The sequence below is a fragment of the Paracoccus hibiscisoli genome, assembly GCF_005048265.1.
Lineage (GTDB): Bacteria > Pseudomonadota > Alphaproteobacteria > Rhodobacterales > Rhodobacteraceae > Paracoccus > Paracoccus hibiscisoli.
Map to the genome: position 1 here is coordinate 56,324 of NZ_SUNH01000007.1, position 19,655 is coordinate 75,978.

Here is a 19,655-nt window from a genome sequence, read left to right on the forward strand (position 1 = left end):
CGATGGCAGGCGAACCCATCGGCGTTTTGCTGGGCGAACCGGCAGACCCATCGGTCAATCTGACCTATGCGCTGGACCTGGGCGGTGAGGACGTGTCCGAGCTGCTATCCGGGGGCACCATCACGCCACCGGCCAACCTGACTGCGCCCGCGATCCTTTACCTGACCGTGACCCTGACAGACGCGGAGAACCGGACCCGCGTGCGCGTCATCGCGCTGCAGATCGCCCCGCGCCCCGTCATCACCCCGCCCTTCTTCGATCCCGAGCCTCGGTTCCATCCTGCCACCGCGCGGGCAGGCGAGCAAATCCGAGTCCTCTGGGGCGAGTATGGCGGGACGGAGCCCATCGAGGTCGAGTTCTTCCTCGATCTGAACGATGTCGACATGCTGCCTGACCTTCTGCCGGGCGATCTGCTGGACCTTCCTGCAGCTGGCACGCTCACGGCGCGCGTGCGCCTGACCGGGCCGGGCGATGTGGTGGTCGAGGCCACCGCTGTCGCGACAATCGAGGCCGCACTGGTGCCGCCGCCTGATCCAGACCCCGATCCCGAGCCGGTGCAGACCGTCATCATCCCGACCCGCCTTGGCTACATCGTCGTGAGCCTGGCGCCGGTCCCCGATTTCACATTCGAGCCGACCACGAGCGGCTACATCGTAAAGGAACCTGTCTGATGGCTGTCGCAATTGGAACCATGGCCCGCCTGAAGAACGGCGGTGCCTGGTCGTTCTTCCCTGGTGGGCCTGAGACTGCCGTTGAGGCGTTCGGCCCCGGCGTTGAGATCGAGATCAGGACGGTTGGCGAGGTCTTCGACCTTGAAACTCTGCCGGCTGTCTCGGCGCCAACGATCAACCAGCCTGACCCGATCGTCGTGCCTTTCGGAACCGGCTTCACCGACAACATGGCCCACCGCGTTTCTGGCGGCGTGCCGCCCTATACCTTCTCGCAGGTTCAGGCGGCCCCCCTGCCCCTGGGCGTGACCATCACGGCAGGCGGGAACCTGACGGGTAGCAACCAGTTCCCGGTCGGCGGCTATGGGTGGTCTGTGCGCGTGACCGATAGCCGGGTCACGGATGGCGAGCCCGATCCGCAATCCGCAACGATCAACTATCTGCTGACGGTAGAGGCGCTGCCGCAGGTCACGCCGCACTGGGTCGTCACATCTGACCAGCGCGCGATTATCGACGGGGTGACCGCAGAAAGCGGCATCATCAGCTTCACGCTGACCGAGCCCGAAGCCTATGCCGGAACCCACACCGTGAACACGGCGCTGCTTGCCGCTGGCCCCGTCTGCCTCGTCCCGCCAAGGGTGGTCGAGGCAACGCAAAATCCGGGTTTTCTGGTGATGATCCCCGGCCTGTGGGTCAGCCTGTCGGAGACAATTACGATCGATCCGCGATTTGTCCGAGATAACGATGTGCTGCCCGATACGGGCCTGTCGTTCGACATCTATCCTGCATATGAGTTTAGCGTGGCTGTGGACGGTGGTAAGACAATTTACCCGCGAGAGACGGTGACGGACGCCAATGGGGCGCGGTCTGCGCAGCCGGAGGCAGGGTATTTCGTTGAGCCTACGCCGGTTGTCACACCCGGCAACTCGTTCGAACCGACTGACGCGCGAATTGCTCGCACCAGCGGAGCGTCTGTCTCGTCGTTCACACTGACTTCGGTGAACCTCGGAGCGCCTGACCCCAACCGTGTCATTGAGATTGACATGGGCGGACGGATCGGCACGACCGCAGGGACTGCGATCACTGCTGTGACCATCGGCGGCGTGGCGGCGACCCCCTTATCCCCGCAGTCTGCGAAGGTCGAGCATCCTTCGTCTGGCGACGTTTTCGGCGCGGTGTGGTCAGCCCCTGTCCCCGAAGGCACTTCCGGTAATGTGGTTATATCCTTCAGTCAACCGGAAGCGCCGGTATTTGCCGTGCAGGTATGGCGCAGGGTTGGACTTGTTAGCGATGCACCCGTTTTCGTGACTGACAACGTTAGCGGCAACGGCACTGTGTCCCGGACTGTTTCGATGCTGGGAGGAGAGCGGGTTGTTTTCGGCATCGCGTCCCGGCGCGGCATGGGCGAGGGCGTCGAGCTTTTCACGCCCTCTGCGAACCTGACTCAGATTGCCGACATCAGCCCCGGCACGGTCAGCGGCGCAGCCGCTGTCCAACTCTTCATCGGCACCGACTTTGCGGAAGCCGAAGGGCCGCAGACATACAGCGCAACCAGCGCATCGTCTGGTTCGTCAAACATCGTCACTTGGACGCGCAAATTGCGCGCAGCGGGATAAGGAAGTCATCATGCCCCTTTATTTTCACAGCCCGCTTCTGGCAGGCAACCCGTTCGAAGGAACCGCAGGCGATGGTATGGTGCCGGGGTCGGTTTCAGTTTCCGAATGGGGGGAGGTCGCAACCTCGGTTCCCGTCGCCGCCGCGCGCGACGGGCGCATGTCTATCGTGGACTATGATCTGGCGTCTGTTTCACACGGCGATATATCGCCAGCGTCAGGAGGATCGACGTATGTGGACCTGAACGACCTTCCTCCCGGAAACGGGCTGACGCAGATCGCAGCGACGACCACCGACGGCGGTAGCATTTCTATCGAGGTCAGGCCCCGAAACACGCTGCACAGTTTCTCAAACGGTCGCGGATGGATGCTGCCCATCGACCCGTCCACCGGGCGGCTGCAATTTGAGATCGGGCGCAACGGGCGGAAATACTACGCAACGGCGGGCGCGCACGGCTACACCAAGCAGATGATTGCTGACGAAACCGGGCTGTCTCTTTCCTCAATTTCGGACAGCTACATTCGGACAAGCACCGTTTATGGACGTTCGCCGGAAAAGGCTTTGGATATTGCAACGGTCCTGAATATCTGGGCTTCAGATACAAGAGGGCTGTTCAATTCTAACTGGCTTATTCTTCAGAGAGGGTATGATTACTCTAATGTTGAACAAGTTTTCATAAATAACCAAGGATGGGTTTCCAGGTCGGCGTCAGGCGAAAGTCCGCTGCATCCAATCCTTATTACCTCTTATGGAGACTTGGCCCTAGACACCCCTGTTCTTAAAGGTATCGAGGCCAACTTCCAGAATGAAGAGATTTACACTTGGCTTGCCTACCAAGATGTTGATTTTAAGCGTTACAAGGTTGCATCACGGTTTTCTTCGATTTTCAGCCATGTAAAAATTGTCAACAAGGATTTCAATTTTAAGGGCGGTCATCGGACCCTTTATATGTGCGCCGGAATTAATGCCACATGGTTCAAAGAAGAACTTTCCCCTCGTCTGTATTGGGGCGGCGACAGCCCAGGTGGAACGCCCCCGCATGACGGGGCTTGCGGAGTTTATCACTCGGGCACGCTTTCTTTGCTGATGCTCAAGTGCTTCATCGACCAAGCCGGGTGGAGCGATGGTTTTAGTCGCCTTGACCCGTCTATTGATTTCCCGCTTTACCCTACCGAACTTGTTCACAACGTTTATGGCCAATATGGTAGCCTGAACGTCATTATCCGCGAACTGTTCACGTCGCGCGCGGGGGCGCAGGGCATCCAGCAGCGCGGGGGCGGTGTGATCGAGGACGTATTCTTTCTGGACAACAACATCGCGGGGAACAATTTCGGGGTCGGGGCATACAACATTCCCGGCGAGGGAAACACACCCGTTTATCGGCACACCGTCACCACATCATGCGGTGGCCGACGCGGACCTAACCGCCCACCCGCGCGGAATTGGGGGCTTGAAGTGGGAAGCCGTGGCGGGGTTGCGCACAACACCATCTTCATGCACGCGCGAAACCCTAATGATCCGGTCGAGATAGCGACCAGGATTGCAGGAAGAAACTCATTTGATCCGCGTCACCCTGACACTGAGCTGGGGTGGTGGGTTCGCTCATTCGTCCACAACTATGCGACCGAGTGGACCTCTCAAGAAAATGCTGTGGCTCTGGGTCGCGATCCTGCCATGCTGAACCAAGTCACTGTGCAGAATTTCATTTCAACGCGGATGGACACGACTGGCATTGAGGAGATCGACAAGATCCAGGCATATTGCATGTTCATGCGAACGCTGACCCCGGCGCAGCGCGTGGCGGAACTGCAAGCCGTTCTGGCCTATTTCCGCGCCCCGTGGGGCCTAAACATTCCCGCGCGCATCAACCCGACGACTGCGGTTTTCCAGCCCGCGACGGAGATCACGTCCGGAATCCTCTATGCCGACCGGGACAACTGGTCCACGCAGGACATTCCGGGCGTGCAGCACGTCGACACCGTGCAAGCGCGGGGCGTGGCGGTTCGGTTCGGCGAGAACACCGTCAACCTGGTCAGCTATGATAGCGAGGGCGGCAAGCTGGAACTGTCGTCGGGCAAGATGACTGTCGGCACCTTGGCGAACTGCCGACAGGTCACGACGATCATATCCGGGCAGGTCTTCATCACCAGCCAGGAGAACGTGGAGACCTATCGTGCAGAAAGCGGGCGCATCGTTTTGAACGGGGCGGCCACCGGCCACAACCTAATCGTGGACGGTCAAAGCCCCGAGGTCGCACTTGGCCCAAACCATATCATCGCCAGCGGCAAGGTCATGGACCTGCGGTGCGGGCGGCAGGGCGCGGTCGGCTGGATCGGCACCGGAACGGCAACGCTGACCATCGCGGCAGGCGGCACGCTGCGGTTCCGCCGCTTCATGCTGGACAGCACCGTTACGGCCGCCGTCACGGCCGCAAGCCGCATGTCGATTTTGGAGAGGTTCCGGCTCACCGGAGACGATCCACAACCAACCGTCGCGGCCAGCCTTGTGCTGGCGGCCGGGTCGATTGTCGAGGTCGATACCACAGGCGTCGCACCCGGCACCTACGACCTGACCGGACCCGGCGTCACCGTCGTGAACCAAGGCGCGACCCTGCCCGCAGGCGTTGCCGTGGTCGGCGGCGTGCTGCGGCTGACGGTCAGCTAACCCGCCTGCGGCGCTTTCGCATCATCGCGAGAGCGCCGAATCCAAGAGGAAGAAGGGCGGCAGACGCGGGGAGCGGAACGGGCGCTATTTGTATGTTCTCGATAGCCAGATCTACATAGCTAACATTCTCTAGATTATTTGGCATTAGGGAGAGAATATTTTGCTCGCCATTCAGAAATGAAAATACAAAGCCGTCACCTAGGGGAGACGTTCCTATTGCCCAAAAACCGGAAATCCACGACTGATCCGTAATATTCCATTTTTCTCCACGTGAGGTTAACGTGATATCAGCGCAGTAATCAGCGGGCAGATAGGTGATTGATGCGCGCATGGGGACGGAAACGTCTTTTGTATATGGTCCGTAAGACGTGATGCTTGATCCATCATAGGTTTCCGCCTCTTTGAAAAACAAATCAAAGCTGTATTTAACCTTCTGGCCAAAAATCGGCGGGTCATAAAAGTCCGAACGGTCACAAAACCCCGTCGCAGCCTCAGCCGCCGACCCAATACCTAGCGCTGCCACCGCAGCCAAAACCGCACTCTTAATCATCTTCCACCTCTCGCGCCGAATCGACGTTGGTTTCACCAGTGCGTGAATAGTCTGCGCAACGCGCAAAAGAGTCTCGGTGAAACGTTTCCGCTTGCTGCAACCTTAGATTGCGCGAACACGGTCCCGCGCCCGATCCCGATGCATTCGGCCTAGCCCCGCCCCCTGCCCGTCTGGTATGATACCAGCACGCACAGGACGTGCCCCTTCCCCCGCTACAGGAGAGGCACGTCTGATGAGCGTTCCCCAATTGATCTACGAGATGTTCATGTCGCCCGGCACGCCGCAGGGTAACTATGAGCGCATGGCCGCGGCGTTCGGCCACGCCATGATCGGCGTGCTGCTGGCCGCCGCGCTGCTGCGGCCCATGGCACGCCGCCCTTGGCTAGCAAGTGGCCTGGCGCTGGCCATCTACCTGCCCTGGGAGATCGGCCAGCTGCTTATCGCCGGATCGTCACTGGCAGACAGCGCGATCGACGCGGGCGCGGTTCTGGCCGGCGCGCTGATCGCCGCATCCCTGTGGACCCGGCGCCTGCCGCTGGTCCTCGTCCTGGCCCCGGTGCTTGTGCTGCTGGGCCGTGCCATCCCCGAGAAGCAGCGGGGCGGCGATGAGTGAGAAAACCCAAGCGTTCGGCGCATTCCTGCTGGACGAGGCGAAGAAGTGGGCCGCCCGAACCTTCATCATGCTCATGGTGGCGGTGTTCGTCCTCCTGGTGACGCCGATGAAGGATCGCCTCGAACGCATCTGGAACAGCCCCGATTTACTGGCCGAGGTGCTGAACAAGCTGGACGAGCTGTCGGCAGAGGTCCAGCGTGCCACCGGCGAGGATCGCGTGATCTTCGAGGTGCCGGGCCAGTCCTTCGTGCGCGAGCCGGTTCACCTGGGCGAACAGATCACCCTGAACATGGTCCTGCGCCGTACCAAGCTGGGCACGCCCTGCACGCTCCTGAACCGGACAGCGATCTTCACCGACGAGACGGGCATTGCCAATGCCGGGCTGACGATCCGCCCAGCCCGCCAGGTCGGCGCGGCTGATACCCTGATCCGGCTCATGCTCGATGTTCCCCAGCAGGTCCAGACGGGCCGCGTGACGGTCTATCTGTCGCTGGAGTTCGATTGCGGCGGCAAGCCGGTGTTCGATCAGACCCGCCCCGTCGCCTTCGCCCTGCTGGAGAAGCCGTCATGATGAGCCGCCGCAAGCGCCTGTCCATCGCTGCAAATCGCTGCATAGGCGGCCCTGTAGGAGAAACGCTTTGCGCACATGCCCATCGGTCAGGCTGGGCGCGCTTCGATGGCGCCATGCAGATCCTCTTTCGTGATCCAACCCACTGCGAGGGGGAACATCTCGACCGCCTCGCCTTGCCTGAAAATGTGAACCAAAGGACTGATCCATGATGAACCGCATCGCCAACCACCACACCGGGGGCGGTTACGAGCCTTCGGCGCTGGATTTGAGCCACTATCACAAGCTGATTTCCCTGGACGGGACGGTTCACGATGGGCGGCACCCGATCGCCGCGAACGCGCCCGGCCGCCCGCTGGTCGCGGGGCGCTATGCGGCCCATACCCGCGCGCTGAACACCGGCACGATCGGCAACGCGCTTTGCGCCATGGCGAACGGCGACTGGCGCAGCCCCTTTGCCTGCCGAACCTTTCCCCTGCCCGCCCAGGTCGAGGCGCTGGTGCAGCTGAACGCGCGCCAGTGCGTCGAATATGGCATCCCCGTAACCCGGGCGACGGTTCTTTCACATGGCGAGGTCGAGCTGACGCTTGGCATCAAGCAGGCTGGCAAGTGGGATTTCGACTACGATTTCATGGACCGCACCGCCACGCGCGATCCCATCGCCATCGGTGACAAGTTCCGGGCCCGCGTGCTGGCCGCGATCGAGGGCCTGGGCCAAGGGGCGCCGTGCGCCGCGCCCTCGCCGCGCCCGGTCCTCCGCCGCGGCGCATCGGGGGGCGACGTGCGCGAGCTCCAGTCCCTGCTGAACCGCCGGGGCGCAAATCTGGACATGGATGGAGGCTTTGGCCCCGCGACCTTCGCGGCGGTCGTGTCCTTCCAACGGCGTTCGCAGCTCCGGCAGGATGGCCTGGTCGGAGCTATTACCTGGGCGGCCCTGCTGCCCTGCTGATCTTCAACCGCGCCGAGGCGCAAGAGGGACTGACATGGATAGACTGATCGACATCATGGGGCCGCTGCTGCTGTCCTACCTGCCCGCGCTGATCGACGCGGTTCTCGCGCCCGCCCTGCTGGCCGCAGCAGGCTTCGCCGCCCGCAAGTGGCAAATCCAGATCGCGGATGCACACATCCAGAAGGCGCACCAGGCGCTTAAAACCGCCGCCCTGGCCGGGCTGCGCAAGGGGCTGACCGGCACGCGCCTGGAGGCGTTCATTCAGGATCAGGCCCGCGCCAGCTCGCCCACGGCGATGAGCAAGCTGGAGGCCAAGGCCACCGGCCCGGTCCTGCAGAACATCATCCTGTCGAAGATCGAGGACGCTTCGCATGATGCGCTGTCGCGGGCCCTGGAAAAGGCGCTGCCCAAGCCGCGATAAGCTTGGTCGACATTAGACCGAAGGGCCGCCTCCGGGCGGCCTTTTCACACCTTATGCACAGGAACGTCCCGCAGCTCTGGCTTCAATGTGCCGATCCGGTTCTCATGCCAGGATGTGAGGAACGTGACATGCTCGATCGCTTTCAGACCACAGGCCCCGCAACGCGCCCGGCGGATCAACTCGTCTCGATGAACCCAATGAGACGTGGCTATGTAAGCCCGATGCCCGCAGGCACATGAAACCTCATAGTAGGCTGGGTCAGGGGGCATGTCAGATCGCGGCCTTGGCCACCTGATCACGCAGGAACGCCAGATCGCCGCCCGAGCCGTAGCGTTCCCGGTTCAGGCTGTGACCCAGCATGTCGCGCCGCACCCGCTCATCTATGCCAGCCGTCAGCATCCGGTCCTCGAACGCATGGCGCAGGGAATAGAGGCTGTGTGCCGGCGTCTCCAGCAAGCCATTCTCACGCAGGAACTTGTTCACGGTGGCCGATAGCCCGGCGCTATTCTTTGCATAGCGGGGGAACCCGCCCGGAGCCTGCCGGAACGCATCGAGGCTGACGCCGACCAGCGGGATAGCGCGCTTGCTGTGCGAGGTCTTGAGCGTGCGGTTCTCGTTCCGCTGGATCAGGATGTGGGGGACCGGATCGGAGAGGCGGATTTCGCCAGGCATCAGCCCGGCCCCCTCGGACGGGCGATAGCCGGTGTTGACCATGCCGAGCAGGATCAGGCGCGCGTCCAAGTTTAGCCCGTTCAGCGCCCCTGGCGCCAGCAGCTTGTCGCGGATCCAGCTGCGCGAGAACGGCGGCCGCACATCGTCCTTGTCCGTGTCGGTCCGCAGCATCAAGCCTTCGGTCGAGAACCCGAGCTGGATGCCCTTTGCGCGGCAGACCCGTTTCCAGCTGCCGATCAGGTGGGTAAAGTCCTTGTTCGCGGTGTCGGCACGCGTCTCGCCTTCCATTACCCGATCTACCCACCACTTGCGAAACGCATACATGTCGTCGGTCGTGACCTCGGCCAGGGCCTTGTTGCCGACCACCTCGATGAAATTGCGCGTGGCCTTGATCCGGGGGTTCTTCCACCGTCTGATCTGGTCATCGTTCTTGCCGCGCAGATCCTCGATGGCGACATCATAGAAGGCGTCCAGTGCTTGTTCGACCGTCAACACCGGGGGCGAGGCCAGCCCGAGGGCCGCATCAGCTTCGCGGGGATCGAACCGCCCGGCCCCGTCAACGGTCGATTCGAGCCGGGTCAGCAGGTCCGCGACGGGCAGCTGGGCGACATCGGGCGCGGACAGGTAGCGATAGCCCCGGCGCTGAGCCAGGTTGCGGGCGGCGGCCATGCGATCCTCGGCGGCCTTGTCCTGGCCGACGAGCTTGGCCTCCCATGCCTCAAGCATTTCTCGCCAGACATCGCCCGCCTTGGACTGTGCCAGGGCGCGGCTGTCGGTGTGCAGGCTGATATGGACGATCGTCCGCGGTTCGACCGCCGAATAGCGCACCGGCACCCGCTTGCGGATATGCCAGGTGTTCTCTCGCAGGATGATCGTGGGCGTCCGCATGTCGCTATATGGGCAGCGCGGCGGCACTGTGGCAAGGGCCAAGCCCGTGCGCAAAATGTGAACCAGAAGGTGAACCAGAATTCAGAGTGTCGGCGGCGCGATCCGGGCTATTTCTCGGATGGTTCAGCATTTGCTGGGCTTTTCTGGTTCACAAATCGGGAATTTTGGCGGAGACGAAGGGATTCGAACCCTCGAGACCCTTTCGGGCCTGCACCCTTAGCAGGGGTGTGCCTTCGACCACTCGGCCACGTCTCCGCCGCCCCGTATATGGATGTCAGGAAGAGGGGGCAAGGGGTTTTCTGAACAACTTTCGAGGGTGATCAGAGGTCGCCTCCTCGGGCAGATTCCGCAGCGGCCGGGGCGGACCATGCGCCTTTCCTTGGCGGTCCCAGACGGACCATTCCCCCTCCCGCAATCCGCAATCCAATTCGTTTGCCGACTACGACACACAAGTCCGGCAGCCATATGGCGACGCCGGAGCGGCGCCGCGTACCAGCCCCGTCCATTCCGACATGGGTCGTTCAGGTCCCAACGCAAAGCACGGGCAGCCAGTAATGAAAGCATTGTCGTCATGTTTCCCATAAACCCCGTCCCAGTGAGCCTTTGGAACGACGTGAACCACGCGCAGGCTGGGACGCGACAGTTGGTCCCGTTGCGCCGGGGGTGGAAGGCGGGCCGGTTTCGCATGATAGTGGGACCACACAAACGGATGGCAGGGCATGACGGACATCTCTCGGCGCAAATCGGATCATCTGCGCATCGTGACCGAGGGGCGGGGCGAGCAGCATCGGCTGAACAGCGGCTTTGACCAGGTCCGCTTTCTGCACCAGGCCCTGCCCGAGCTGGACATGGCGGCCATCGACTGCGGCACGCGCTTTCTGGGCCGCGATCTGGGCGCGCCGCTGCTGATCTCGGCCATGACCGGAGGCCCGGACGAGGCGGAGCGCATTAACCTGCACATCGCCGAGGCCTGCGCGCATCACCGCATCGCCCTGTCGGTCGGCTCTCAGCGAATCGCGGTCGAGGCGGGCGGCAATGGGGGCTTGGGCGCCAGCCTGCGGGCGCGCGCGCCCGACATCCCGATCCTGGGCAATATCGGCGCGGTCCAGCTGAACTATGGCTTTGATCTGGCGCAGGTGCAGCGGGCGGTGGACATGATCGGGGCCGATGCGCTGATCCTGCATCTGAACCCGCTGCAGGAGGCGATCCAGGACGGGGGCGACCGCGATTTCTCGGGCCTCCTGGCGCGGATCGAGGCGCTGGCGGCCGCCCTGCCCGTCCCCCTGGGCGTCAAGGAGGTCGGCGCGGGCCTCTCCGCGCCCCTGGCCCGGCGGCTGCTGGAGGCGGGCGTCGCCATCCTGGACGTCGCGGGCGTCGGCGGCACCAGCTGGGCGCGGGTCGAGGCCGAACGCGGGCCCGACCGCCTTCGTGCGCTGGCGGCCCCCTTCCACGACTGGGGCATTCCCACCACTGACGCGCTGCGCGCCATCGCGCCGATGATGGGCGGGGGCCAGATCCTGATCGGGTCGGGCGGCGTGCGGCACGGGCTGGACGCGGCGCGCGCGATCAGGCTGGGCGCCGATCTGGCCGGACAGGCCGCCCGTGCCCTGCCCGCCGCCCGCGACAGCGCCGAGGCGTTGGCCGAGCATCTGTCCGACGTCATCGCCCAACTGCGCATCGCGATGTTCTGCACCGGCTCGGCCGATCTGGCGGCCCTGCGCCGCGCGCCCCTGCTGGAGGCGGGTCCGGGCGGCCAATGGTCGCAAGCATCGGGGATGGAAACCGGCGGCGCGGGGCTGTAGCCTGCGGCCAATGCCGGACCAGGGGATCATGATGACCGACCACGCCCTGCCCAAGGCCGATCTGACGGCCACCAGCCTGACCGTCTCCGGCGCCATCATCCTGGCCTGGCTGGGGCTGCATGTGCATGCGCTGTGGTTTCTGGACGCGGTCGCCCATCCGGTTCTGGCGGCGGTGAATTTCCTGGCGCTGACCTGGCTGTCGGTGGGGCTGTTCATCATCGCCCATGATGCGATGCACGGATCGGTCGTGCCGGGCCGCCCCCGCGCCAATGCGGCGATGGGACAACTGGTCCTGTGGCTTTATGCGGGGTTCTCGTGGCGCAAGATGATCGTCAAGCACATGGCCCACCACCGCCATGCGGGCACTGATGACGACCCCGATTTCGACCATGGCGGCCCGGTCCGCTGGTACGGGCGCTTCATCGCCACCTATTTCGGCTGGCGCGAGGGGCTGCTGCTGCCGGTCATCGTGACCGTCTATGCGCTGATCCTGGGCGATCGCTGGATGTATGTCGTGTTCTGGCCGCTGCCGTCGATCCTGGCCTCGGTCCAGCTGTTCGTGTTCGGCACCTGGCTGCCGCACCGTCCGGGCCATGACGTCTTTCCCGACCGCCACAATGCGCGCTCGTCACGGATCAGCGACCCTGTGTCGCTGCTGACCTGCTTTCACTTTGGCGGTTATCATCACGAACATCACCTGTATCCCACCGTGCCGTGGTGGCGCCTGCCCCGCACCCGCGCCAAGGCGACCCAGAAGAAAGGGACCTGCGCATGACCAATTTCCTGATCGTCGTCGCCACCGTGCTGGTGATGGAGCTGACGGCCTATTCCGTGCACCGTTGGGTGATGCACGGCCCCCTGGGCTGGGGCTGGCACAAGTCGCACCACGAGGAACACGACCACGCGCTAGAAAAGAACGACCTTTACGGCGTGGTCTTCGCGGTGATCGCCACGATCCTGTTCACGGTCGGCTGGATCTGGGCGCCGGTCCTGTGGTGGATCGCCCTGGGCATGACCGTCTATGGGCTGATCTATTTCGTGCTGCATGACGGGCTGGTCCATCAGCGCTGGCCGTTCCGCTATGTCCCCCGGCGCGGCTATGCCCGCCGCCTGTATCAGGCCCACCGCCTGCATCACGCGGTCGAGGGGCGCGACAACTGCGTCAGCTTCGGCTTTATCTATGCCCCCCCGGTGGACAAGCTGAAGCAGGAGCTGAAGGGCTCGGGCGTGCTGCGGGCCGAGGCGCAGGAGCGGTCGTGACCCCCGACATCCTGCTGGCCGGGGCGGGGCTTGCCAACGGGCTGATCGCGCTTGCGCTGCGGGCCGCGCGCCCCGACCTGCGGGTGCTGCTGCTGGACCGTGCCGCGGGGCCGTCGGACGGGCATACCTGGTCCTGCCACGACCCCGACCTGTCGCCCGAATGGCTGGCCCGGCTGAAACCCCTGCGCCGCGGCAACTGGTCCGACCAAGAGGTGCGGTTCCCTAGGCACGCCCGCCGGCTGCGCACCGGATACGGCTCTCTGGACGGTGCGGCCTTGGCGCGCGCGGTCCTGGATGCGGGCGCGCAGATCCGCTGGAACAGCGACATCGTCGCGCTGGACGCGCAGGGCGCGACGCTGGCCTGCGGCACCCGGATCGAGGCGGGCGCGGTGCTGGACGGTCGCGGCGCGCAGCCGTCGCGGCACCTGACCGTGGGGTTCCAGAAGTTCGTGGGGGTCGAGCTGGAGACCGACGCCCCCCACGGCGTTCCCCGCCCGATGATCATGGACGCGACCGTCACGCAGGAGGACGGATACCGCTTCATCTATCTGCTGCCCTTCTCTTCGACCCGCATCCTGATCGAGGACACCCGCTATTCCGACGGCGGCGATCTGGACGACGACGCGCTGGCGGCGGCATCGCATGACTATGCCCGCGCGCGCGGCTGGACCGGCGCTGAAGTGCGGCGCGAACGCGGCATCCTGCCCATCGCGCTGGCCCATGATGCGGCGGGCTTCTGGGACGATCACGCCACAGGCGCGGTGCCTGTGGGCCTGCGCGCGGGGTTCTTTCACCCCGTGACCGGCTATTCGCTGCCCTACGCGGCGCGGGTGGCGGATGTGGTGGCAGGCCTGCCCGGAGCCCCCACGACCGACGCCGCCCGCGCGGCCATCCGCGATTTCGCCCTGGCGCGCGCGCGTCAGGATCGGTTCCTGCGCCTGTTGAACCGGATGCTGTTCCGGGGCTGCGCCCCCGAGCGCCGCTATACCCTGCTGCAACGGTTCTACCGGATGCCCGAAGGTCTGATCGAGCGGTTCTATGCCGGACGCCTGACCCTGGCCGACCAGTTGCGCATCGTGACCGGCAAGCCCCCCATTCCCATCGGCACGGCGATCCGCTGCCTGCCCGAACGCCCCCTTCTGAAGGAAGACGCATGAACGCCCATTCGCCCGCGGCCAAGACCGCCATCGTCATCGGTGCAGGCTTTGGCGGCCTGGCCCTGGCGATCCGCCTGCAATCGGCCGGCATCGCCACCACCCTGGTCGAAGCCCGCGACAAGCCGGGCGGGCGGGCCTATGTCTGGCACGATCAGGGGCATGTCTTTGACGCGGGCCCCACGGTCATCACCGACCCCGACGCACTGCGCGAATTGTGGGCGCTGACCGGCCAGGACATGGCGCGCGACGTGACGCTGATGCCGGTATCGCCCTTTTATCGGCTGATGTGGCCGGGCGGAAAGGTGTTCGACTATGTGAACGAGGCCGATCAGCTGGAGCAGCAGATCGCGCAGTTCAACCCCGACGACCTGGAGGGATACCGCCGGTTCCGCGATTACGCGGAGGAGGTGTATCAGGAGGGTTACGTCAAGCTGGGCACCGTGCCGTTCCTCAAGCTGGGCCAGATGCTCAAGGCCGCGCCCGCGCTGATGCGGCTGGAGGCCTACAAGTCGGTCCATGCCAAGGTCGCGACCTTCATCAAGGACCCCTATCTGCGGCAGGCGTTCTCGTATCACACGCTGCTGGTGGGCGGGAATCCGTTCTCGACCAGCTCGATCTATGCGCTGATCCACGCGCTGGAGCGGCGCGGCGGCGTCTGGTTCGCCAAGGGCGGCACCAACCAGCTGGTCGCGGGCATGGTCGCCCTGTTCGAGCGGCTAGGCGGACAGGTCATGCTGAACGCCAAGGTCGCCCGGATCGAGACCGAGGGCGCGCGCACCACCGGCGTCACCTTGGCCGACGGACGCCATGTGGCCGCCGATATGGTCGCCAGCAACGGCGATGTCATGCACAACTATCGCGACCTGCTGGGGCACACCAAGCGCGGCCAGTCGCAGGCCCGCTCGCTTGGACGCAAGCGCTGGTCGATGTCGCTTTTCGTGCTGCATTTCGGCCTGCGCGAGGCGCCCAGGGACATCGCGCATCACACCATCCTGTTCGGCCCCCGCTACAAGGAGCTGGTGAACGAGATCTTCAAGGGCCCGAACCTGGCCGAGGATTTCTCTCTCTACCTGCATTCCCCCTGCACGACGGACCCGGACATGGCGCCTCCGGGCATGTCCACGCATTATGTGCTGGCCCCCGTGCCGCATCTGGGCCGCGCCGATATCGATTGGGCGGTCGAGGGGCCGCGCTATGCCGACCGCATCCTGGCATCCCTGGAGGAACGGCTGATCCCGAACCTGCGCGCCAACCTGACCACGACGCGCATCTTCACCCCCGCCGATTTCTCGACCGAGCTGAACGCCCATCACGGCAGCGCCTTTTCGGTCGAGCCGATCCTGACGCAATCGGCCTGGTTCCGGCCGCATAACCGCGACAAGACGATCCGCAACTTCTATCTGGTCGGTGCGGGCACCCATCCGGGCGCGGGCATCCCCGGCGTCGTTGGGTCCGCAAAGGCCACGGCCCAGGTGATGCTGTCCGATCTGGCGGGCGCATGAGCGATCTGGTCCTGACCTCGACGCAAGCCATCACCCAAGGCTCGCAAAGCTTTGCCACGGCGGCCAAGCTGATGCCACCGGGCATCCGCGACCACACGGTGATGCTCTATGCCTGGTGCCGCCACGCCGATGACGTGATCGACGGTCAGGCCCTGGGCAGCCGCCCCGAGGCCGTGGACGACCCGCAAGCGCGGCTGGACGACCTGCGCGCCGACACGCTGGCGGCATTGCAGGGCAACGGTCCGGTCAGCGCGCCCTTTGCGGCGCTGCGCGCGGTGGCGCGGCGGCATGATTTCCCGCAGGCCTGGCCCATGGACCTGATCGAAGGCTTCGCGATGGATGTCGAGGCGCGCGATTACCGCACGCTGGATGACGTGTTGGAATATTCCTATCACGTCGCGGGCATCGTGGGCGTCATGATGGCCCGCGTGATGGGCGTTCGCGACAATCACGTCCTGGACCGCGCCTGCGATCTGGGGCTGGCCTTTCAGCTGACCAATATCGCGCGCGACGTCATCGACGATGCCGCCATCGGGCGCAGCTATCTGCCGGGCGACTGGCTGGATCAGGCGGGGGCAAAGGTCGACGGGCCGCTGCCCTCGCCCGAGCTTTACGCGGTGATCCTGCGGCTGCTGGACGCGGCGGAGCCCTATTACGCCTCGGCCCGCGTGGGGCTGGCGGACCTGCCGCCGCGCTGCGCCTGGTCGATCGCCGCCGCCCTGCGCATCTATCGCGCCATCGGGCTGCGCATCCGCAAGGGCGGACCCGACGCCTATCGCCAGCGCATCAGCACCTCCAAGGCGACCAAGATCGGCCTGCTGGGAGTCGGAGGCTGGGATGTCGCGCGGTCACGCCTGCCGGGGGCGGGCGTGTCGCGGCAGGGCCTGTGGACCCGGCCGCATCACGTCTAGGCGCGCACGCCGTAGGGCAGGACACGTTCCAGCAGCGCGGCGATCTCGGGGGCCTGCAGGCGCTTGCTGCGCAGCATCGCGTCCAACTGGGCGCGGCTGGCCTCGTAATGGCGCGACACCTGCTGCATGTCGGCCACCGCAAGCAGCCCGCGCTTCGGACCCGGGGCGGCAGCGTCGCGGCCCACATCCTTGCCCAGGGCCGCGCGGTCGCCGATCACGTCCAGCAGGTCGTCATAGGACTGGAACACGCGCCCCAGCTGACGGCCAAAGGCGATCATCTGGGCCTTTTCCTCATCGTCGAAATCCTTGACCACGGCCAGCATCTCAAGGCCCGCGATGAACAGCACGCCGGTCTTGAGATCCTGTTCCTGCTCGACGCCGGCACCGTTCTTGGCGGCGTGCAGGTCCAGATCCTGGCCCGCGCACAGGCCCTGCGGCCCCAGGGACCGCGCCAGGATGCGCACCAGCTGCGCGCGCACGGCACCCGTGGCACCGCGCGCGGTCGCCAGGACCGACATGGCCTCGGTGATCAGCGCGATGCCGCCCAGCACGGCGCGGCTTTCGCCATGCGCCACATGGGTGGCGGGCTGGCCGCGGCGCAGGCTGGCATCGTCCATGCAAGGCAGGTCATCGAAGATCAGCGAGGCGGCATGCACCATCTCGACCGCAGCGGCGGCATCGACCATGGTGTCGCAGACCCCGCCCGACGCCTCGGCCGCCAGCAGCAGCAGCATGCCGCGAAACCGCTTGCCCGAAGACAGCGCCGCATGGCTCATCGCCGCGCCCAGGGGCTGGGACACCGCCCCGAAACCGTCGGAGATCTCTTCAAGTCTGGTCTGCAACAGGATGGAATGATTGACGTCTGGTCTCATCAGGGCCTTCGCGCTTGGGTTCTGGTCTGGCGGGGAGAGCGGTGCCTGCCGCCCGACCCGACGTCCACCGGCAATGGTCGCCATGTTGGTACGGTTCGGGGCCGAATGCACGCCTTTTCGACAGCGACGCGCCGTCGCGCGGCAATTTGTCCGCCCGGTGTCGCGGGGCAGCAGCGGGCTATTCGACTGCACATGAGGGAACCCGATGCACCCTGCAGGCGTCTGTTCCAAGGACCGAACATCAAAGGATAGAGAGCATGAAACTCGTGACAATCGCATTCTGCGGCGCCGTTCTGACCCTGGCCGCCTGCGGCACCACCGTCGGAGAGCGCGCAGCCACCGGCGGCTTGGGCGGCGCGGCCGTGGCGGGCCCTGCAGGCGCGATCGTGGGGGGCACCGTGGGTGCCGTCAGCGCCACGCAATAAGCGCGCGTCCAGGAATGCCCGCGTCAGCCGCGTCCCCTTGGGGGCGCGGCTGTTTTCGTGGCGGTCTTGCGGGTCGTGCCGCCATCCCCTACATCTGGACCAACAACGACAAGGATCACCCCATGGCCATGGAAGCGCATGACATCGAGGCCCTGCTGCGGGTTTCGTTCCCCGATGCCCGCATCACGATCACCGATCTGGCGGGCGACGGAAACCATTACGCGGCCGAGGTCATCGACGAAAGTTTTCGTGGCCTGAACCGCGTGCAGCAGCAGCGCGCCGTCTATGCCGCCCTCAAGGGCAAGATGGACGGCCCCGCCGGAGAGCTGCACGCCCTTGCCCTGACAACCAAGGCGCCGGACTGACGCGCCCCCTGCCCCAGATAAGGATTGCCACGATGAGCGACGTGACCACTCGCATCCAGGACCTGATCGACAGCAACGACGTCGTGTTGTTCATGAAGGGCACCAAGGAGATGCCGCAATGCGGATTCTCCAGCCGCGTGGCCGGGGTGCTGAACTACATGGCGGTGCCCTATGAGGGGATCAACGTCCTGTCGGACGCCGATATTCGCCAGGGAATCAAGGATTTCTCGGATTGGCCGACGATTCCGCAGCTCTATGTCAAGGGTGAGTTCGTCGGCGGGTGCGACATCATCACCGAAATGACCCTGTCGGGAGAGCTGGATCAGCTGCTGTCAAAAAAGGGCGTGACCTTCGACCAGGCCGCGGCGGATAAGATCCGCGAAGCGAACGCCTGAACGCACTGATACGGACAATAAAAAAGGGCGCCTCGGCGCCCTTTTTTTCGTTCGTTACATCAGATCGTCGGGATCATAGGGGTCGCGGCTGCGGCTTTCCTTGATTGCTGCGGCCAGAGTCACGCCCACGGCGAATGCGCCGATCAGCTTGGCCATGCTGCCCGCATTGCTGTCAGAGGCCTCGCGGACCTGACGGCTGCCGCTTTTCACCGCACGCTCGGCGGCGTGCAGGTTCGCAGAGGTCAGACCCACCGCCGATGCGGTCTTGCGGACCGAACCGAACAGCTTGTCCTCGGCGTCGCTGGCCAGCTTGGAGGCGCGGTTGCCCGCCTGATCCATCAGCGACGTGGCCTTGGTCTCGGCCAGCTCGACCATGCGCGTTGCCTCGGACCGGGCGCGCAGCACGGCGGCCTCGGTCGCCAGCGACACGCGTGCCTGAACCTCGTTCTTGAGGTCTTCGGTCGTCGGCATGCGATGTTTCTTGCGGGCCGACACGGCAACCAGAATCACCGTGATCGCCAGCAAAGCACCGCCGATGACCAGCGATGCCATCGCCGAACCCCAGCCCAGTTCCGTCGCCAGAAACGACCACAGCGCGGCGGTCAGAAAGCCGCCGGCCACCAGGCCCACGACTGCGGCGGCGGCCTTGAGGGCCGCGCGCCGCGCCGTATCGCCGACAGCCAATTGTGCGCGTCGGGCGAAATCGAACATGTGTCCGACCTCAGCGACGCGAAATCAGCAGACCGACCAGGAAGCCGATGCCAGCCGCGATGCCCAGAGCCTGGGCCGGATTGCGGCGAACCATCTCGGAGACTTCGTCGTAACGCTCTTCGGCGTAATGCGCGACTTCGGTCGCCTTCTGCTGGCCAGCCTCGTACAGGCGCTCGGCCTCGACGCGGGCCTTGTCGGCGTACTCGTGCGTCACATCCTTGGCGCGCTCGGCGTACTGGCGGCCGGTCTCGATAGCCTCGTCCGACAGATCCGCCGCGCGGTCCTTCAGACGCGCCGCGCCCGAGTTATCGGCCAGGTTGCGGGCCGTGTCACGCACATCGTCGGCAACGCGGCGGGCGCCGTCATTCAGGTCGCGCTTGGCCTCGTTGGCTGCGCTCTGGGCGTCACGCTTGGCGTCGTCGAGGGTCGGGTTCTGTGCCATGGTAAGATCCTTTCATCGGTGTCTTGTCACCTTCGTCGGACAAACCGTCACAGGGGGATGATTGTTCCCGCATCGCTGCAAATTCTTTGACAGGGAATGCGGCGAAAGGGCGTGGTAGGGGCGGCCGGACTCGAACCGGCACTCATTGCTGAAACGGATTTTGAATCCGTCGCGTCTACCATTCCGCCACGCCCCCCGACCTGCGT

The 19,655-nt window shown here is 64.8% G+C and carries 21 protein-coding genes and 2 tRNA genes; 16 read left to right on the forward strand and 7 right to left on the reverse strand.

Annotated elements, in window-relative coordinates:
* Nucleotides 1-2 precede the first annotated feature (2 nt).
* Genes FA740_RS05425 through FA740_RS05435 form a run of 3 tightly spaced genes read left to right on the forward strand, consistent with a single transcriptional unit; the run spans nt 3 to nt 4,946 of the window.
* Nucleotides 3-671, forward strand: coding sequence for a hypothetical protein (locus FA740_RS05425; RefSeq protein ID WP_136855767.1), 669 nt, complete (start codon nt 3-5; stop codon nt 669-671).
* On the forward strand, nt 671-2,284 hold the full coding sequence (locus tag FA740_RS05430; RefSeq protein ID WP_136855768.1) for a hypothetical protein: 1,614 nt from the start codon (nt 671-673) through the stop codon (nt 2,282-2,284). The genes FA740_RS05425 and FA740_RS05430 overlap by 1 nt, the downstream gene beginning before the upstream one ends.
* 10 nt (nt 2,285-2,294) lie before the next feature.
* Nucleotides 2,295-4,946, forward strand: a complete 2,652-nt coding sequence (locus tag FA740_RS05435; RefSeq protein WP_136855769.1) for a hypothetical protein — start codon at nt 2,295-2,297, stop codon at nt 4,944-4,946.
* Here FA740_RS05435 and FA740_RS05440 read toward each other — a convergent pair.
* Nucleotides 4,939-5,496 carry a VPLPA-CTERM sorting domain-containing protein gene (locus FA740_RS05440; protein WP_136855770.1) on the reverse strand — a complete coding sequence of 186 codons (558 nt, stop codon included), beginning with the start codon at nt 5,494-5,496 and terminating at the stop codon, nt 4,939-4,941. The two genes, FA740_RS05435 and FA740_RS05440, sit on opposite strands and share 8 nt — an antisense overlap.
* Before the next feature lie 232 nt (nt 5,497-5,728).
* Between FA740_RS05440 and FA740_RS05445 the strand changes: the two genes are divergently transcribed.
* The 4 genes from FA740_RS05445 (at nt 5,729) to FA740_RS05460 (ending at nt 8,047) form a co-directional block, all read left to right on the forward strand.
* On the forward strand, nt 5,729-6,109 hold the full coding sequence (locus FA740_RS05445; RefSeq protein WP_136855771.1) for a hypothetical protein: 381 nt from the start codon (nt 5,729-5,731) through the stop codon (nt 6,107-6,109).
* Nucleotides 6,102-6,680, forward strand: coding sequence for a hypothetical protein (locus FA740_RS05450; protein WP_136855772.1), 579 nt, complete (start codon nt 6,102-6,104; stop codon nt 6,678-6,680). The genes FA740_RS05445 and FA740_RS05450 overlap by 8 nt, the downstream gene beginning before the upstream one ends.
* 205 nt (nt 6,681-6,885) lie before the next feature.
* Nucleotides 6,886-7,626, forward strand: coding sequence for a peptidoglycan recognition protein family protein (locus FA740_RS05455; RefSeq protein WP_136855773.1), 741 nt, complete (start codon nt 6,886-6,888; stop codon nt 7,624-7,626).
* A 34-nt stretch (nt 7,627-7,660) separates the two neighbouring features.
* Nucleotides 7,661-8,047 (forward strand): hypothetical protein, encoded by a 387-nt coding sequence (locus FA740_RS05460; protein WP_136855774.1) that lies wholly within the window; start codon nt 7,661-7,663, stop codon nt 8,045-8,047.
* A 270-nt stretch (nt 8,048-8,317) separates the two neighbouring features.
* Here the strand turns inward: FA740_RS05460 and FA740_RS05465 are convergent, their stop codons facing one another.
* Both FA740_RS05465 and FA740_RS05470 read right to left on the reverse strand, forming a co-directional pair.
* Nucleotides 8,318-9,553, reverse strand: a complete 1,236-nt coding sequence (locus tag FA740_RS05465) for a tyrosine-type recombinase/integrase (protein ID WP_246053474.1) — start codon at nt 9,551-9,553, stop codon at nt 8,318-8,320.
* 219 nt (nt 9,554-9,772) lie between these two features.
* Nucleotides 9,773-9,862, reverse strand: a tRNA-Ser gene (locus tag FA740_RS05470).
* A gap of 464 nt (nt 9,863-10,326) precedes the next feature.
* Between FA740_RS05470 and fni the strand changes: the two genes are divergently transcribed.
* Genes fni through FA740_RS05500 form a run of 6 tightly spaced genes read left to right on the forward strand, consistent with a single transcriptional unit; the run spans nt 10,327 to nt 16,239 of the window.
* Nucleotides 10,327-11,409, forward strand: a complete 1,083-nt coding sequence (gene fni / locus FA740_RS05475; RefSeq protein WP_136855776.1) for a type 2 isopentenyl-diphosphate Delta-isomerase — start codon at nt 10,327-10,329, stop codon at nt 11,407-11,409.
* 28 nt (nt 11,410-11,437) lie between these two features.
* A complete protein-coding gene (locus FA740_RS05480) occupies nt 11,438-12,184 on the forward strand; it encodes a fatty acid desaturase (RefSeq protein ID WP_211243647.1) in 747 nt (248 codons plus the stop codon).
* The gene (locus FA740_RS05485) at nt 12,181-12,669 is read left to right on the forward strand and encodes a sterol desaturase family protein (RefSeq protein WP_136855778.1); all 489 of its coding nucleotides are present in this window, start codon (nt 12,181-12,183) and stop codon (nt 12,667-12,669) included. The genes FA740_RS05480 and FA740_RS05485 overlap by 4 nt, the downstream gene beginning before the upstream one ends.
* The gene (gene crtY / locus FA740_RS05490; RefSeq protein WP_136855779.1) at nt 12,666-13,826 is read left to right on the forward strand and encodes a lycopene beta-cyclase CrtY; all 1,161 of its coding nucleotides are present in this window, start codon (nt 12,666-12,668) and stop codon (nt 13,824-13,826) included. Before FA740_RS05485 ends, crtY begins: the two co-directional genes overlap by 4 nt.
* On the forward strand, nt 13,823-15,328 hold the full coding sequence (locus FA740_RS05495; RefSeq protein ID WP_136855780.1) for a phytoene desaturase: 1,506 nt from the start codon (nt 13,823-13,825) through the stop codon (nt 15,326-15,328). Before crtY ends, FA740_RS05495 begins: the two co-directional genes overlap by 4 nt.
* The gene (locus FA740_RS05500; protein ID WP_136855781.1) at nt 15,325-16,239 is read left to right on the forward strand and encodes a phytoene/squalene synthase family protein; all 915 of its coding nucleotides are present in this window, start codon (nt 15,325-15,327) and stop codon (nt 16,237-16,239) included. The genes FA740_RS05495 and FA740_RS05500 overlap by 4 nt, the downstream gene beginning before the upstream one ends.
* Here FA740_RS05500 and FA740_RS05505 read toward each other — a convergent pair.
* On the reverse strand, nt 16,236-17,039 hold the full coding sequence (locus FA740_RS05505; RefSeq protein WP_169306225.1) for a polyprenyl synthetase family protein: 804 nt from the start codon (nt 17,037-17,039) through the stop codon (nt 16,236-16,238). The two genes, FA740_RS05500 and FA740_RS05505, sit on opposite strands and share 4 nt — an antisense overlap.
* A gap of 329 nt (nt 17,040-17,368) precedes the next feature.
* On the opposite strand from FA740_RS05505, the gene FA740_RS19635 reads away from it, so the two are divergent.
* The 3 genes from FA740_RS19635 to grxD all read left to right on the forward strand — a co-directional run bounded on the left by FA740_RS19635 (nt 17,369) and on the right by grxD (nt 18,296).
* Nucleotides 17,369-17,536 (forward strand): hypothetical protein, encoded by a 168-nt coding sequence (locus FA740_RS19635; RefSeq protein ID WP_169306226.1) that lies wholly within the window; start codon nt 17,369-17,371, stop codon nt 17,534-17,536.
* 122 nt (nt 17,537-17,658) lie between these two features.
* Nucleotides 17,659-17,901, forward strand: coding sequence for a BolA/IbaG family iron-sulfur metabolism protein (locus tag FA740_RS05510; protein ID WP_136855783.1), 243 nt, complete (start codon nt 17,659-17,661; stop codon nt 17,899-17,901).
* Nucleotides 17,902-17,933: 32 nt separating this feature from the next.
* Entirely contained in the window at nt 17,934-18,296 is a 363-nt protein-coding gene (gene grxD / locus FA740_RS05515) for a Grx4 family monothiol glutaredoxin (RefSeq protein WP_136855784.1), read from the forward strand.
* A gap of 54 nt (nt 18,297-18,350) precedes the next feature.
* On the opposite strand, the gene FA740_RS05520 is transcribed toward grxD, so the two are convergent.
* The 3 genes from FA740_RS05520 to FA740_RS05530 form a co-directional block, all read right to left on the reverse strand.
* Nucleotides 18,351-19,007 carry a hypothetical protein gene (locus FA740_RS05520; protein ID WP_136855785.1) on the reverse strand — a complete coding sequence of 219 codons (657 nt, stop codon included), beginning with the start codon at nt 19,005-19,007 and terminating at the stop codon, nt 18,351-18,353.
* Between the two features lie 10 nt (nt 19,008-19,017).
* Complete coding sequence (locus FA740_RS05525; protein ID WP_136855786.1) at nt 19,018-19,449, reverse strand: ElaB/YgaM/YqjD family protein; 432 nt, start codon at nt 19,447-19,449, stop codon at nt 19,018-19,020.
* A 112-nt stretch (nt 19,450-19,561) separates the two neighbouring features.
* Nucleotides 19,562-19,645: transfer RNA gene (locus FA740_RS05530), tRNA-Leu, on the reverse strand.
* Nucleotides 19,646-19,655 lie beyond the last annotated feature (10 nt).